This window comes from Mesobacillus harenae, assembly GCF_013343715.1.
GTDB lineage: Bacteria > Bacillota > Bacilli > Bacillales > Cytobacillaceae > Mesobacillus_A > Mesobacillus_A harenae.
In genome coordinates, this window is record NZ_JABUNR010000018.1 from 1 (window position 1) to 14,571 (window position 14,571).

The 14,571-nt window shown below is 37.5% G+C and carries 11 protein-coding genes and 1 tRNA gene; 1 reads left to right on the top strand and 11 read right to left on the bottom strand.

Annotation, left to right across the window (positions count from 1 at the left end):
- Window positions 1-759: 759 nt before the first annotated feature.
- Window positions 760-1,668, bottom strand: coding sequence for a DMT family transporter (locus tag HRJ06_RS19100; protein WP_174734574.1), 909 nt, complete (start codon window positions 1,666-1,668; stop codon window positions 760-762).
- Window positions 1,669-1,873: 205 nt separating this feature from the next.
- Window positions 1,874-2,575: an MgtC/SapB family protein gene (locus HRJ06_RS19105; RefSeq protein WP_174734575.1), complete on the bottom strand. Its 702-nt coding sequence runs from the start codon at window positions 2,573-2,575 to the stop codon at window positions 1,874-1,876.
- Window positions 2,576-2,805: 230 nt separating this feature from the next.
- On the opposite strand from HRJ06_RS19105, the gene HRJ06_RS19110 reads away from it, so the two are divergent.
- Window positions 2,806-2,878, top strand: a tRNA-Ala gene (locus HRJ06_RS19110).
- A 717-nt stretch (window positions 2,879-3,595) separates the two neighbouring features.
- On the opposite strand, the gene HRJ06_RS19115 is transcribed toward HRJ06_RS19110, so the two are convergent.
- From HRJ06_RS19115 to HRJ06_RS19155, 9 genes are all read right to left on the bottom strand, one after another.
- Window positions 3,596-4,600 (bottom strand): substrate-binding domain-containing protein, encoded by a 1,005-nt coding sequence (locus HRJ06_RS19115; RefSeq protein WP_174734576.1) that lies wholly within the window; start codon window positions 4,598-4,600, stop codon window positions 3,596-3,598.
- Between the two features lie 380 nt (window positions 4,601-4,980).
- Window positions 4,981-7,077 (bottom strand): ADP-ribosylglycohydrolase family protein, encoded by a 2,097-nt coding sequence (locus HRJ06_RS19120; protein ID WP_242035300.1) that lies wholly within the window; start codon window positions 7,075-7,077, stop codon window positions 4,981-4,983.
- An 18-nt stretch (window positions 7,078-7,095) separates the two neighbouring features.
- Window positions 7,096-8,247, bottom strand: a complete 1,152-nt coding sequence (locus HRJ06_RS19125) for an ADP-ribosylglycohydrolase family protein (RefSeq protein WP_174734577.1) — start codon at window positions 8,245-8,247, stop codon at window positions 7,096-7,098.
- A 100-nt stretch (window positions 8,248-8,347) separates the two neighbouring features.
- Entirely contained in the window at window positions 8,348-9,805 is a 1,458-nt protein-coding gene (locus HRJ06_RS19130; protein ID WP_174734578.1) for an extracellular solute-binding protein, read from the bottom strand.
- A 106-nt stretch (window positions 9,806-9,911) separates the two neighbouring features.
- Window positions 9,912-10,787: a carbohydrate ABC transporter permease gene (locus HRJ06_RS19135; RefSeq protein WP_174734579.1), complete on the bottom strand. Its 876-nt coding sequence runs from the start codon at window positions 10,785-10,787 to the stop codon at window positions 9,912-9,914.
- A gap of 13 nt (window positions 10,788-10,800) precedes the next feature.
- Window positions 10,801-11,673: an ABC transporter permease gene (locus tag HRJ06_RS19140; RefSeq protein ID WP_422392747.1), complete on the bottom strand. Its 873-nt coding sequence runs from the start codon at window positions 11,671-11,673 to the stop codon at window positions 10,801-10,803.
- A gap of 26 nt (window positions 11,674-11,699) precedes the next feature.
- Window positions 11,700-12,596 carry a ribokinase gene (rbsK, locus tag HRJ06_RS19145; RefSeq protein WP_242035301.1) on the bottom strand — a complete coding sequence of 299 codons (897 nt, stop codon included), beginning with the start codon at window positions 12,594-12,596 and terminating at the stop codon, window positions 11,700-11,702.
- A complete protein-coding gene (locus HRJ06_RS19150) occupies window positions 12,597-12,914 on the bottom strand; it encodes a DUF4387 domain-containing protein (protein WP_174734581.1) in 318 nt (105 codons plus the stop codon).
- A complete protein-coding gene (locus HRJ06_RS19155) occupies window positions 12,898-14,271 on the bottom strand; it encodes an acyclic terpene utilization AtuA family protein (protein ID WP_174734582.1) in 1,374 nt (457 codons plus the stop codon). Before HRJ06_RS19155 ends, HRJ06_RS19150 begins: the two co-directional genes overlap by 17 nt.
- Between the last annotated feature and the right edge of the window lie 300 nt (window positions 14,272-14,571).

Below are 14,571 nucleotides of genomic sequence, written 5' to 3' on the forward strand. Positions count from 1 at the left end.
GTCCTGAGCCAGGATCAAACTCTCCAAAAAAGAGTATGAGTTTAGCTCATAATTTAAAACGTTGGCTAGTGATCTTCATAATTGAAGTCACTATAAATATTGTTTGTTGACGCTTGTTTGTTTAGTTTTCAAAGAACAATTTAATTGGTGTGCCGCTCAGAAGCGACTTTAATAATATAACACGTTAATGTGTGTGCGTCAATTATTTTTTCAATATTTCTTTTTGCAAATTGACATTGTTTAGATCGTAACGCGTATTCCCGTAACAGGGAAAAATAAATATACCATGGATAAAACATGTTTGCAATATAGTTTTGAAAATATTTTTGAATACACCCTTTTCAGATCCAACATAGCCTGAAATCCAACCCTAAAATACAAAAAAAAGTAGTCATAGCTGATTTAAATTCTTCATATAGTAAAATGGACAAGCTACCATATAGAAAGGTGATGATTTACATTGCAGACATTCTCCTTATATCTAGCCTTTATAATGGCTGTGTTTTTATTTGTGTATTCTTATATTGAAGGAATACGAATGGCAAATTCCGATGAAAAGGTTTATGGAGGCACTTTTATTTTCAGTGTTGTTTCAGCCTTTGTATTCTCTGGTCTCACATATGCATTTATTTAAAAGGCATACAGCCCTCTGAACCCAAGTGGGATCAGCCCAAGGAAACTTCTTTACATAGAAGAAAGGCTGGATCCCCACTTAATTTTATTATCCTTATTTTAAAGGGTCTGATTTCTTTAATCCTTTCAGCCCTCTTCCCCTAACAGTCGTTCCCTTCGTTTTAATTTTCTTTCATCCACTAAGAAGATAGTAATCCCAGCAATAACTACACTCCCCCCAAGGATCTGAGTCCAAACTAAGTGTTCATTTAATAAGTAGTAGGCCAGAAAAGCGGCTCCAATTGGTTCAAATAAAATTGCCATTGATATCGTAGAAGTACTTAACCATTTAAGTGACCAGTTGAATAAGGTATGACCAAGCAGGGTAGGAACCAGCGCTAGCAGAAAAAAGTAGACCCAGTCTGCAGTGGGGTAAGAAATAAACGGTTCCTGTACAGCTAAAACATAAAAAAACAGAGTAATTGTGCTAATGCTGTAAACAACAAAAGTATATGTAACTAATGAAATTCTTTGTCTTACAGTCTGCCCAAATAATAAGTACGCTGTAACGAGTGCACAAGCGGCCAAGGCGAGGAAATCTCCAAATAAAGCAATGCCGCTTATTTTAAAATCACCCCAGCTAATTATAACGCTGCCCCCAATAGCAATTCCTCCGCTAACCAGCGCTTTTTTAGTTAGTTTCTCTTTAAAAAAAAGATAAGTTCCCGCAAATGCAAATAGCGGCTGCAAAGTAACGAGGACCGTAGAACTGGCAACTGAGGTATAGTTCAATGATTCAAACCAAAGGATAAAGTGAAACGCTAAAAAAACACCAGCAATAATTGAGAATAACCAATCGCGTCTGGTAATTAGCCGCAGTTCCGGTGTATATTTCACTAAAAAAATTGGGAGCATCAGTAAAACTGAAAATAACAAACGGTAAAAAGCAATAACTCCAGCTGGCGCAGAAGAAACTTTAACTAATATAGCAGAGGTGGAGACGGCGATTACTCCGATTCCAATTGCTACATATGGATTTACTTTAGGCGTCTCCATGAGTATTCTCTCCTTAAAAATCTTCTGAGAAGATGTTAGATACCATTATTCTACACTGGATTTATTTCATTTTCCCATTAAATTATTAAATTTTCAGCGATTTCCTTTGTGACTGTAAATATACAGTCCACAGAAGTGTTCGAAAGCAAAGTACCCTTTTGCCAATAAAAAACACAGACCTAGGAGATCTTGGTCTGTGTAAATTTCATTCCATATTCTCAACTTCAACTCTGACAACGCCTGAAAATTTCTTTATTAGATAAAAAACCTCTGTTGCGTAAGTATTTTTGTCAGTTTGTACAATACAGCTAATGACAATATCATCTCGTTCTTCCTTAACTTTAACTCGTCTTATTTCTAGCTGTTTCCCCCGCATTTCTTTTAGTAATCTAGTTAAGTCGGTATTGTTTTCTGCACAAATTCTTACTTTAAATTCGATAAGCTTTAGCCTTTTCGGGCCAAGCTTTTCAAAAAAATAAGGGATAATTCTTACCCCAGTAAAGATAAAGATAACACCTGTCAATGCTTCAAAATAAAACCCTGCCCCGATTGTTATCCCTATTGCTGCCGATGAAAATACCAAAGCTGCTGTCGTTAAGCCTGATATAGCTTCATTACTTCTTCTTAAGATTACACCAGCACCCAAAAAGCCGATCCCGCTCAGTATATATGAAGGAATACGGCCAGGATCCATTGGGCGAGAATATGCTTTAGAATACAAAAATGAGGACTCATAAGATACAACGGTTAACAAACAAGCTGTAACAGAAACAATTAAGCAGGTTTTCAACCCAAACGGTTTCCCCTTAAGTTCCCTTTCTAAGCCTATTATGATACCTGCTAAAGCAGCAAAGCTCAGTTTGATCAGTACATCAAAGTCGACATAAGCAAATATAATTTCCTTCATTTCTCTCCCCTAATTTCTATATCCGTATTTATGTATTAATAGATGTTCCCTATTTTCTGGGTATTTAAATATATATGCTTTCCTTTGAAGAATTAAACATATTCTGATCAGCTATTCTAAATAGGTTAAAACTTTTAAGGAAAGTGATCTTCAATCTTTTTATATTTCCCTCTTGCATCAACGAAAGAAAAAAGCTATAATCTTTCTTGTACCTTGAGTAAGATACTTAAGGGGAATTAGCTCAGCTGGGAGAGCGCTACGCTGGCAGCGTAGAGGTCAGGGGTTCGAGCCCCCTATTCTCCATATTGATTTAAAAGCCATTTCTGATACTTTCAGACATGGCTTTTTTCATGCTCTATATTTGTTGGGTTTCTCCCACAATTTATTAGGCATAAAAAAAATACAAACATCCAATTCTTTTATACTTGAATTGTCTAGAACAAGTATGAAGAGGAGTTACGTGAAAATAAATTTTCACCAGAGGTTTTCAAGGGGTTAAAAATTTGAGTTATAAAGAGAATGAAAAGAAAAAGTGGGGATATAGAGGATTTATATGGAGATTGATCGTAAAGTCCACCGCTGTCCCCAGTTGCGAATCCAATGCGAAGTGAAAGAGCGCAATACCTTATGAAGCTAAACTGGCCGTTTTTCTCCAAAAGAAAGATGGCACCTTGTTTGGCACCTCGATTTTTTTAAAACAAAACTCTTAACGTTTACTGTCCATTTATTTCATGCAGGAAAATAATAACTAACCATCCAATTCATTGGAAAGATGATGTCCGTTCGACATCATCTTTCTTTAATATAACTATCTAATGAGTAAGTCTTCTGTCGATTGAGATAACATTCTTCACTATTAATACAAGTTACATTAACATGATTTCTTTGGGGAAGAAGTCGAAATAAGAATATATCACCCTATACATCTTACTTTCCCCCTTTTTCCTATTCTAGTTTTTTTCTTTCATTATTTAAAATACCCACCACTAACTGCGATAATATAAAATGAGTCAGACCTAATTATCTCTGGGTACTCTCTCGTTTAATTAATTTTACGTCGAGTAACACATTTTGGTTCATAGACTGGTTAGGGTTTTCGATTTTGTAGATCAAACTGTTTGTTGCGATTTCACCTATTTTATTTATGGGCTGACTGATTGTACTTATCTCAGGGCTAACTATTTCGGTTAATTGAATGCCATCAAACCCAATGATCGCTATATCCTTTGGAACATTTACCCCCAAATTTTTAAATGCCTTTAAGGCGCCGATAGCCATTAGGTCATTGGCGTAGAAAATTCCATCTACATCCGGTTGTTCTTTCAAGAGCTTTTCGGTTTGTTTCCTTCCACTTTCAAGGGTGAAATCCCCTTCATAAATGATCTCTTCCCAACCTTTGTCTTCCATCACATTTAGGTATCCTTTTATCCTCCCTTGTGCTGGAAAAAAGCTTTTAGGTCCACTAATGTGGACAATTTTTTTGCAGCCTACTTCAATTAAGTGATTGACAGCTAGTCTAGCACCCTCGAAGTTATTAACACTAACTGAATTGCTTTCATCTAAGTGTACCGCTCTATCGATACGAACAAAAGGGATGTCTAACCCTTTTAAATGATTCGTTACTTCCTCGCTTGTTTCTGATTCTGCCAGAATAAGTCCTTCAATATAACGGCTTTTTAAATTGTTCCAAAAGTCTTTTCTTTTTAAATCATGCTCATTGGTGCTGATTAACAACAGACTATAACCCCTATTTTTCGAAACAGATTCAACCGACTTAACCAGTTCAGGGAAAAAAGGGTTTCTAATATCAGGAGTGACAAATGCAATGGTGTTCGTCTTCTGTTTTGCTAAACCACGTGCAACCGCATTAGGTGTAAAATCAAATTTATCTAACACCCCTTGAATTTTCTTTTCCGTTTCTAAGCTAGTGTAACTTACTTTGTTAATATAGCGTGACACGGTAGCTACAGAGACACCAGATTCTTTGGCTATATCTCTAATAGTTATCTTTTTTTTATTATTCACAGCACTTCTCCTACATTCTTTACAAAATTTTTTAGAGCCTCAAGCAAGACTTTTATCACTAAAAAAGAACTCTCTTGGTAGGTTACGAAAATCCATTTGTTTACTGCAATAAAACAAGCACTTTACTATACCTCTAATGTTAGTTCAAAACTCCGTAATCACTCTAGCTAAAAGCCCTGACTCTACTACAACTGTATATCAAATAGCCAATTTGCGAGCTTTTAGAATAAACGTCCGGTCCGGGAAATAGTTCACTATATGATGCACCTATAGAGAAGTACTTAATAAATAATCTAAATATCCTATATTCTCATTATACCTTCTTTTTTCCAAATAATTAAAGCAAGGGCTTCATTAAACTTTCAATGATCCAAACAACATCAAGGCATTACACTTACTTTTTCAAACATACACTTCCCTGCTTCGGATAAAGCAAATCCAATCATCCCATGATCTAAAGTATCATCATTATGCTGCAGCACTTTTTCACCATTTACGGAGAACTGAATCTCGCTCCCACGCACTTCAACCTCGAATGTATAGCTTTCCCCAAGCTGCCAGTCAAAATTGATGGTTTTCAAAGATTGTAAACCAAAATTATTTAACTGTAACGCTGCTTTTCCTTTGCCATTAAAGCCTACCTGATAATACCTCTGTGTTCCAAGTGCACGGAATACCAATGCGTGATGATGCCCTTCTGTCGGCGTGATAACAGCACGAATAATGGCATCTCTCATATAATAATGTCCAGTAAAAGATGCGCAGTCAGTATCGCTCTCCACAACCATTCTACCATCCTTTAAGCTCCAATCCCCACGGTGATGAGCAAATGGTGTAACACTCAAAAATTCAACAACTTGCTTTGAAAAATCAATGTCATAGCTCGGGGACCCATAAATGTGGAATTCATCTAAATAGATTTTTGCAAACAGACGATTGGAGCGAGGGGATGGACTTTCAATCGCAAAGCCTACCTCCTGAGCAAATGAGCCCTCAGTATCTGGTATCACGAATTCAATCTGCTGCCATTTAAGTTCCTGAAGCTCTATTCGGTCGAGCTCGTGTACATCCTTCGTATATGTATTACGAATATATGGTGTAATGAACACTTCTTCACCATAATACTTATCTAGAAATAACTTTAAGGATACCTTTTGTCCGCTGTATGCTTTAGGAGCGAACGTTGGTTTATATTTTTCATCATTAAACTCTTCTCTTCGATAAAATGTTTGGTAAAACACTCTTACCTTATCCTCCATAAGCATCCGGTCAATAAAAATTTCCAGTGAGCCTGGTGTGTGATAACCAACCGTATCATTTGGTTTTAAGATTGCTTTAAATGGAAAATCAGTTTGGAAGCCATGGGTTGAGCCTGGTAATAGAAAATCAAAAAATACTTCTTCCTTATAGCTGTTCACCAAAGTTGATGGTGCAGGTTCACCAGAAACACGATAACCTAATAATGCCAAGGACTTTATAAAAGTAGGAATATCTAGAATGTTTAAGTAGCCGGATACACTTGACGTTATAATGACATCGTTTATCGGCTTTCGATATTTATCTTCCACTCCAGCTAAACCAACTAATGTACCTACAATGGAGCCTACATTTCCAGCATTACAGTCTGTATCCCACCCGCATGCTGTAGCTATCTCAATTGTACGGGACAAGTCTCCTTCACCATAGTAAAGTGCTAATGCGCAAATCCCTGCATTAGGAATAATATGGCAGACACCAGTGTATTTATCATATCCCCATTCTTCCTCCAGATAGGTACGGCACTTCCAGAAATCATCAGGCTCCTTTTCATAGAAACCCTGCACTGCACGAACAACTTTCGTATACGTTGAATCAGCTGGAATCTCCTCCAGACCACGTTCGATAATCTCTTTGATGGACTGGGCAGAAAATGCACTGGCAATACAAGCAGCAATAAACCTTGCACCATATAGACCATTTTTATCATGTGACACACTCGCCGCTATTTCCGCATAATTTGCTGCTTTCGTTGGATCATTTGGAAATAACCAGCCCCATGTATCAATGAAAATTTGACCACCAATTTGTTCAGCCATCACCAAGCCATTTGTTTCTGCAGAACCAGACTTCGGTGCAGGAATACCACGCAAAAGGTTTAAATAAGCGGTATGCTCTGTACTAACACCATCGCCTCCCCACCAAAACATCCCTATGCCTTCTCTTGAATAGTTGAGCCATGCTCGTGCAACATCCTGTGCTTCTAGCTCTCGATCTACAGCATCATCAATCAATGCACGAAGAAAAAAAACCGGGCCATTAACATCATCGTCAGCAGAAAATACTTTATAATCTTTTAAATAACCAGTTACTTCACCATATACATCTTTAATCATCTCGGGTGTCCACTCCGTTGGTTCAACGGGAGCACCCAAACGAATACCTGCATTCATTCCAATAAAACCTGAGTACACACGCTCTAAATAATCATTTGGTATCAATTGATTTTCCCTCCAATATTAATAGAAAATTTGTTTAATTGTTTCGGCTTTTTCTAAATCTTTATGAATAATGTCTTCTGCATTTCTAGTGAATTCATCCGTGATTTTATTAAATTCAAGGTGGTTGGAAGCTTCTAGTAATTCGATATCAGTTTCGTTGATAATAGAAGCTCCATACATTGCGCCTAAAATTACGCCTATCATAACGCCAATTGAATCGGTGTCGCGTCCAGAATTGATTCCATCATAAATGGAATGATAATAAGCACCATCATTGTATAAAATGAACCCTAATGCAATAGGTAATTCTTCAATTGAGCCCAGTCGACTAGGAGTATAATGATTAGAAGGAACGCCCACTTTATCTAGTTTACGAGAAACATCATCACCCATTGGGGAATATGGTAAAATGGCTTCATGGAAGGCAGCAACAACCTCATCTAATGAATGCTCCTTGCCCTTCATCTTGCGAGCCACATCAGTTACTGCTTTAATCGCCTCTTTTGTTCCATCCTTAGCCAAGTCAATCGCAGTAGCTACAATGTCATCCACATTAACACTAGGCATAAACGCTCTCGCCACACAAGCAGCTAACACGCCTGCAGCTTCTAATCCGTAGCTCGTTTGATGGCCCATTGCAAATAAAATGGCTTCATCATAGGCTGCTTTCGGATTACCAGCATTGACAATCCCAACAGGGGCGATATACATTGCTGCACCACAATTAATCATATTGCCATATCCACCTTCTCTTGGGTCACAGTTGGCTAATGTATGGCGTAAGAAGATATGTTTTTCAGGATAAAACAACCGCTCAATGATCATATCTTCCCGACCAAACTCTGGAATGTATCGCTTTCGAAAGGCGATTTCTTTTACAAATTCATTGGCCAAGTCATAGGCATCGAGATGCCTTTTTTCCGTGTTATACACATTACATAGAGCTAAGGTCATTAATGTATCATCAGTAACAATCCCGTTTCCGCGTTTTCTGCCTTTGTTGACATCAAACCCTAAATCTTCTTTATACCAATTTGTCTTCAAGCTTTTCACATAACCATATTTTTCTTTAATCTCCTGATAGCTTAATTTCTCAACAGGTGCCCCAAGTGCGTCACCTAGTGCTGTTGAAATTAAGACCCCTTTGACTCTATCTTTGAAATCAGTCATCACTAAAACCCCCTATCGTGTTTTTCACTTTCCACTTTATTCTAAATAAAGGGTCTGAATCCCTCGAGTTGCTGTGGGCTCAGACCCTTTTTGGTTAATCTTATTTAAGTTTTTCGTTTGCTAACTTTGTTAGGTCTTCACCACCTGCTGCGTACCACTCTTCAACAAATTCATCAAATGTATCTAAAGGTTGTTTTCCAGTAATGATGTCCGCAGAATATTCTTTATATAGATTTTCCATTGCATCCCATTGTGCAACATATTCTTCTGGTATTAAGAAAGCATTATCTTCTTCAAAATATTGATTTACTACCTTCTGAGATTCTGTAGCAGGTGCACTTAACATTGGAGTTTCGTCACTAATAGGAGTTCCTAAGTCCACTTCAATCGGCTCCCAATAGCGAGAATACCATTCTGCAAAATATTTATCCGTTAACGTGATTTCGCCATCTTTCACGTTGTAATGTTCACCTTCAAATCCTAAACGGTCTAGCATTTGACCTTCAGGACTTGCTAAATAATCTAAGATGTCAAATACGAGGTCTTTGTTTTCTGATAATGCAGAGATTGCAAGTCCTCTAGATTCTTTCGTAATATCTGTTGCTCCAAATCCTTGGTATACTCCTTTTGCTGGAGGAAGGATCGTTAATTCGGCCTTATCGCCATTTATTTCTTTCATTCTACTATTATAGAAGTCAACTACCTTTCCATTGGTACCAGCAATTACGCCTATTTCGCCACTATAGAAAGCATCTTCTTTTGTATCCCATTGCTTTGTTAGAAATTGAGGGTCTAACAGCTCATTTGCATATAAATCACGATAGAACGCAAGCTTTTCTTTTTCTTGGTCAGATACTTTACTAAATACAAAGCCATTATCTGTTTCTAGCCAAGTTTTATTAATCCCAAAAGCCATTTCAAATGTATGGTCTAATTCACTAATATCACCAGCAACCGTTGTTGCATAATCAGCCTTACCACTATCGACTAGCTCTTGGAAAAACGTCTTGTAATTTTCTGGTGTAGGATTAGCAATTAATGCTTCAGATGTGTTCAGTTCGTTAAACCAATCGGTACGAATAACCGCTACTTTGTGTCCAACTGGCTTTACCCATAGTAGGTATGGATAATTTGCCAGTTTAGATTTGTGATGTGGATCTAGAACGTCTTTCAGATACTCTGATTTTTCAATATAAGGTGATAAATCTAACAATAGATCCTGGTTAGCAATTTGTTGGTCGCCACCTTGGAAATAGATTAAGTCAGGAATCTCGCCGCTATTTAAGAGCAGACTTAATTTTTCTGAATAGTTTCCTTGCGCAACTTCCACTAATTCAAATTCTACATCTATGTCTTTATCCGCTTTTAGTTTCTCTGCTAATGTTTCATAGTACTTCACAGCTACTTCGTTTGATGGTCCATCATCCTTATAAGCAACTTTAATGGTTGTTTTTCCACCTTCTTTTGTATCTGTTACTGTACCTCCCTCTTCAGAGAAACAAGCAGCAAGCAAACCAATTACAAGCATTGTGATTAACAATAGTTTTATCTTTTTCATAATTTTTTCCTCCTAATTTAATAGATATTACCCCTTTATATTCCCTCAGTTTGTAGCAAGTTTGAATAAGGACATCCCCCCTTTAATAGAATAAATGCTTTAAACATTAATCCTTTTCCCCTCCATCCATGGTTCCTTTTGTAAAATACTTCAAAATCAATGGATATAGAAGTAATAAGGGAATAACTGCAATAATAATGGTACCTGCCTGTAACGATCCAAAGTCTAAGCTTGCTAGCAGTTCAGGGCTCATGTTCATGCCTTGCAGCATCGTTGTATTGTCTTGTGTAACAACAAATTGACGCAGCACCACTTGTAATGGCCATTTTTCCTGGGAGGTTATGTAAATCGTTGCCCTGAAGTATTCATTCCAATGGTATACCCCATAAAATAATGTTAAAGTTGCTAACGCCGGTTTAGATAATGGAAGCACAATACTAGTGAAAATTTTAAAGTGACCGGCCCCATCAATTCTTGCAGCCTCAATTAAACTCATAGGAATCTCCTTAAAGAACCGCATTAATATGAAAAGATAGTAGACGTTAATGGCCTTATATAAAATCAATGAAGCATACGTATCTAGTAAACCTAAATTCCGCATAAATAAATACTCTGTGATCATTGATGGTTCAAAAACCATAATGGCAATCAGGAAAACCAGAACAATTTTTTTGCCAATAAAGTCTGTTCTTGCTAGCACATATGCTGACATAGCTGTTAAAAATAAGTTCAAACATGTCCCTACGATTGTAATAAAAATCGAGTTACCTATACTTCTTAAAATTAACGGATTTGATAAAATAATCTCGTAATTAATAAGTGAAAACCCTTTTGGAAGAATCCCTAATCCAGATAATTCACTGACCCGTTCAGGGTCCGAAAATGACATAGCAACAAGATTTAACACAGGAATTAAAACAGCTAGGGTGACAAGGAATAAAAATCCATAAATAATTGTGCGCGACCAGCTAAATCCTCTCATTTTAATCCCTCCATTACCAAACACCTTTTCCAGTCATTTTTTTGGAAAAGAAATGTGTACCTAAGATTAGGAAAAGACCAATGACACCTTTAAACAGACTTGCGGCTGTGGCATATGCATACTGGCCATTCAATAGACCGATCCGGTATACATACGTATCTAAAATATCAATTTTACTAATAACTGAATCATTCATAAGGTTAAATACTTGGTCAAATCCGGCATTCATGAAAAAACCAAGATTCAAAATAAATACAGTTACAACCGTGCTCGCTAAAGCTGGTAATGTAATAAAACGCATCTGTTGAAGTGTGCTAGCACCATCCAATTTGGCTGCTTCATATAAAGACGGACTGATTTTCATGATGGCTGCAATGTATAAAATACTGTCCCATCCTGCACTACGCCACATCTCGGAAAAAACAATTACCCAGCGAATATGCTCCTTGCTTGTCATATAATCGATAGACGGTAATTGGAAAAAGTTCCGAATAATATTCACACCACCATCTGGAGCTAGAAAGCTAATCCAAATCCCAGCAATTACAACCCATGACAGGAAATGTGGTAAGTACGAAATTGATTGAACATATTTACGATAGGTGCCAGAACGTACCTCATTGATAAGTAGAGATAAAACAACCGGTATGGGAAAGATAAAAATTATCTTCATCGTACTGATAATGACTGTATTCCATAAAACGTCCTTAAAAGCAGGTGAGCTAAACAGAATTTCAAAGTGTTTTAATCCTACCCACGTATTTTCTCCAATTATCCGATAATTCTGGAAAGCAAGCTTCATTTCAATAATTGGAATAACATGAAACATGGCAAAAAATACGATTGCGGGTAAAATCATAAAGTAAATGACCCAATCTTCCCGCATTCTTTTTAACTTGACTCGCAATGCAATCACCTCTCTTTGATGATTTCGTCAATTTCTTCCTGATAGGGCATACCTGATTGAGCACCTTTTTTCATAACACTAAGGCTCGCTGCATACGTCCCATACTGAATACATTCCACCAGTGGTTTTCCTTTTGAAACCGCAACAGTAAAGGCACCTGTGAAGGTATCTCCAGCACCTGTTGAATCAACTGCTTGCACTTTTCTTGCTGGAATGTTAACTACCTTTTCTCCATTATGGAACTTTACACCATCTTTCCCACAGGTCACAATGAGTTTATTTGGATATTTTTTTAACACATTCGCCATCTCACTTTGTTTATTCATAACAACTGAAAACTCATGTTCATTAGGTGTTAAGTACGTTACTTTTTCTAAAAGCTCTTCGTTAAGAACTTGTGCTGGTGCTGGGTCTAGGATGATTGTCTTGTTATGTTCATATAGTATCGGAATCAAGTATTCTAGTGTCTCCAGTGGTATTTCAAGCTGAAGTAAAAATACGTCATAGTTTACTAGGCTCTTAGAAATTTGTTCAGCGTATATGGCATTTGAGAACTGATTTGCTCCCGGTATGATAATGATTCGATTCTCACTATTATGTAATTGAATGAATGCCGCTCCCGTTGAAATACCCTCCACAACATTTAAATGGTCGATATTAACCTTTTCATTTCTAAAATGATCCAAAAGAACTCCCTTTTGTTCATCATTTCCGATTGAGCCAAAGAGGGTGACGTCCCCGCCTAGTCGTGCAGCTGCTACTGCCTGGTTTGCCCCTTTTCCACCAAAATCCATGAAAAAATTTTCACCAGTAACGGTCTCCCCAAACTTCGGAAGCCTTTTGCTTTCTACAAAATAATCGATATTAATACTACCGACTACTGCTATTCTTTGCATCGTCATCTACTCCCCACCAACTTCAATATTCATTAAGGGAGCATGCTGCTGAGCCCCGTACACATCCCGATCCCCTGCACTTCCTGAAGAAACTTCACGTGCCATCGTAATCTTAATGCCTAATGCTGGATCAAAAAATACCAAATGGTGAATGTCACTTGTTTTTATATTGTATGCCCTTGCAATTGTCTCTTTTGTAATGGTATTAGACGCTTTGAGCTCTTCGTAAGACGCTTGATTGTCAAACAAAATATCCAATGTTACTTCAAATGGTCCCGAATTTTTACTTCGCAGAACCTTCGCAAGTTCATATAACTTTGCCATCGCAGCCTACCTCCATGTATTCAATTCGGAATGGGTTCTTATCTACTTCCATGAGATGATAGATGGAAAATTCATACACAGGGCCAAACTCCACATCACTCGGAGCAAACGGAAAAGCAAGATTTCCTGCCGTCGACTTCCGTCCCTCATATCCGTAGTGAAGGTAGGTTGAGCGTAGGGTGGCACAAAGCGAGCTTGCTAACTCTTGACTTTTAGCAATCACCTCAAATAGGACTCCAATTTCATGATTATTAAACGTTGCAGGTTCATTTTTCCCAAGAACCGCATCTTTTCCATAATGATAAAAATGGATTTTGTAGTCAGATTTAGGGATCTCTGGATAATAACTCTCTACTTGCGCTAATACTTCTTTCTCCACTTCTTCTACTTTTTCAAGCAGAAGGGGATCTCTTATTCCAGCTATTACAAAGGTCCGGTATGCTATTTTTCTTGCACCTTCTAATTTAATCATGTGTGTGGGTGCTGGTTTGTATTTACTATTTTCCACTTTAATGATCCCGGGTGCTTCCTCTATAAACCTACACTCTGATAAATCAAGGGCGAAACCTGGACCATGTAAGTAATATGGGTGTTCTTTTTCATAAAAGGTATGTGCTGCTACACTCGTTGTTGTACAATTTCGTTTTGGATTGAGTGATTCGACGGTAAAGGAATTTTCATAGATGGTTCCTAAAATACTGTCTTTGGTTGTTCCTGGCTCTGCACAAAGGGCTCCACATTCTAGGATTTTACCTAAGTGGTAAGATAGTCCTGCATCCATCCCAGAATGAATGCCAATTGCTGCAAATGGAGATGGATCATATGCCCGACCACAAATGATGATATCCACACCTTCATTAAGTGCTTCTACAATGGGCTCATGTCCCATTTGCGCGACAATACTAGGCGTTTCGTTAATAGCTTCTTCTGATAGGGGTGGAATATTTTCAGATAGAGGCTTGATTTTGCCCTTCTGTTTAGCCTTAATGATTTCCTGTTGTGTAAAGTCCGCCCAAATTACAGCTAATTTCACCTTGTATTTTCGCTCTTCTATTATTTCATTGATAATGGCTAAGGTGTTTTCCACGTGCGGCTTAGCTCCCGCCCCACCCGCAGAGCCAATAATAATTGGAATTTTATTTGGAATCCCTTTTCCCATCATTATCTCTAAATCCTTCTTCACTGCCCGTTTACTCACGATCGAAACTCCTGCACCAAGCTTATGTGGGCCAGCATCCGTTGAACCTGCATCTACGACAATCCCATGAATCTCTTGCATAAAAGCTCTATCGAAAGATTCTTTGGGAAAGCCGTACCCTAGCATTCCACAAGGTGAAACAATTCTAATAGATTTCATTATGTATCCCCCTCGACTATATGTTCTAGTTTATAAAATCTAGAACGACCTTAGTTGTAATCAGATTTTGTTAAGGAATTGATTGCTTAATAGATTATTTAAATTTTAATAAGTATAATGTGTAACCGGTTACAGTAATAGTGAAATAAAAGCCGGTTTATATGTAACCGGTTACACAAAGTCTATCTTAAAATTCTGAAAACGTCAACAATAAATTTCATTATTTAAAAGAATGAATGACCTAGTTTATTTGTTTTGGAAAGGTGGAGGAGAAGATAGTAGTAGTACATTCATTAAAAA